Source organism: Psychromonas antarctica, assembly GCF_022267535.1.
Classification (GTDB): Bacteria; Pseudomonadota; Gammaproteobacteria; order Enterobacterales; family Psychromonadaceae; genus Psychromonas; species Psychromonas antarctica.
This window is the reverse complement of record NZ_JAHNZV010000217.1, coordinates 1-1951: the sequence shown is the minus strand read 5'-3', so window position 1 is coordinate 1951 and position 1951 is coordinate 1. Positions and strand designations below refer to the sequence as shown.

The 1951-nt window shown below is 43.1% G+C and carries 1 protein-coding gene; it reads right to left on the bottom strand.

All coding sequences use genetic code 11. The features are described from left to right. Positions 1-108 precede the first annotated feature (108 nt). A complete protein-coding gene (ltrA, locus tag KSO91_RS17050) occupies positions 109-1398 on the bottom strand; it encodes a group II intron reverse transcriptase/maturase (RefSeq protein WP_238744218.1) in 1290 nt (429 codons plus the stop codon). Between the last annotated feature and the right edge of the window lie 553 nt (positions 1399-1951).

Here is a 1951-nt window from a genome sequence, read left to right as displayed (position 1 = left end):
CATCGTGGTAGAACGATCTGTTACCAGACCGACCCCACACAGATCCGGACGTGCGGAACTACCGCATCCGGCTCTTCAGTTATATATTCACTCGTGTAAAACACGACCCTAGTACCAGTCGACCAGCACATTTCTAGCGCTAACTTTCGGTACCTCAATTTTAAAATACGTTAACATCTTCTTGAAATTACTCCAGTTATAACTTTGCCGGCCACTTCGCCTATTGAGCCATTTGTACAGTGTATGCAAAACATAACTATATAAATTCGCTAAGCTTCGGCTGTTATCGGGTAAGCCAAAATAATTTCTAAATCCTAGCAGCTTTCGTTTCAATTGGGGCAACCACTCTCTCAATTTGAGTGACCGTTTTGCCTTTATCCATTGGTAATATTCGCTTAGTGTGGCTTTCTGCTTCTTAACCGCAGTTCTTCGCCTTAACCTCGCTTTACCATTGGCATCTGTTCCCCAATAAAATTCAAATCCTAGAAATACAAAGTGACGTTTTCGCCCGACATGAAATCGGCTAAAACGCATTAATGATGTTTTATCTTCTGCTACGTCCAAATTGAATTTCTTTAATCGTTTCGGTAACACCTTGTAAAAGCGCTCTGCATCACTTGCAAATTGAAACGCACAGACAAAATCATCTGCGTAGCGAATCATCATGCATCGTCCAATCATTGTCGGTTTTACTTTCTTTTCAAACCATAAGTCTAAAGCATAGTGAAGATATATATTAGCCAATACTGGACTGATAATACCGCCTTGTGGACTGCCACTCGAAGGTTTATCCAATACTCCATCAGGCGATTTTATCCGCGCTTTTAACCATTGGTTTATCAAAGTAAGCAGTGCATTATCATCAATACGTTGCTTGAGCATCTGCATTAACCAGACATGATCAAGATTATCGAAGAAGCCTTTAATATCCGCTTCCACGATGTAACCATAACCTTTGAATTGCAGGTTTAACCCCAGACTATGCACCGCTTGATGCGCGCTTTTATTAGGTCGATAACCATAACTGTTACGCATAAAGTCTTGTTCCCAGATACTTTGCAGGATCTGGCTGACACTTTGCTGTACCAGTTTATCTTCGACTGTAGGCAAGCCTAATGGTCGCTGTTTACCGTTTGATTTAGGAATAAAGATGCGCTTAATGTCGTTGGCTCGATAACATTTCTGTTTAAGATCCTGACTTAAGCGATTGATATTTTCCGGCAAGCGTTGCTGATAGTGACTGATGGTAATGCCATCAATACCTGGCGCGGCTTGTTTATTGAGTTGCCCCCAGCTTTGATACAGGCTATCAGTATTTAATAATCCATATAAATTCTGAAACCTGTGCTTTGGGTGGGTTCGTGCTTTAAATGTGATGTTATCAAGTGTGGTTGTCATAGTGTCTCCAGCCCTACTTTGTCCGGACTATGTATCTGCTTAATAACGGATATAACTGTCAGCTCCTTTGCCATGTACAAGGCTTTCCCCTGCTCAGACTACTACGGGCTGATCTGACTTCCAAAGGGTCATCGTTGGCCTTGCTTTTGACTAGGCTTCCCTACCACCTTCCTTATGGAACACCTTTGGATCTCTCAAGTTCTCAATACATCTCTTCATATATGCCACGGCTTAAGAACTCCGCTGACTCGCCACAATCTCACCTTTACGATTGTTTTGCTTGGACTTCGATGGCGTTACAAACCTCGTCAGTCAGATCTAATATTTATCGGAGCGATACCAGCACTTTAGGGCCACGACAGCCCCTATGGCCTATATGATTCTCTGTGTACGCTTCACCTATCTTGTTCATCTGGTGCGATTAAATCGCGGATAAGTGTTACACGAATCCCAGACTCCGCCAAAGGCGCAACACTCGATACAGGTGGTTGGTTAAACCTTGCCTGACAGGGACTTACACCCTGCAAGATGCATCAAGCTTTGCTTGACGCAC

Bases quoted from the DNA above. Each gene is read 5' to 3' on its own strand.
- ltrA (WP_238744218.1), bottom strand. From the start codon at position 1,398: ATGACAACCACACTTGATAACATCACATTTAAAGCACGAACCCACCCA.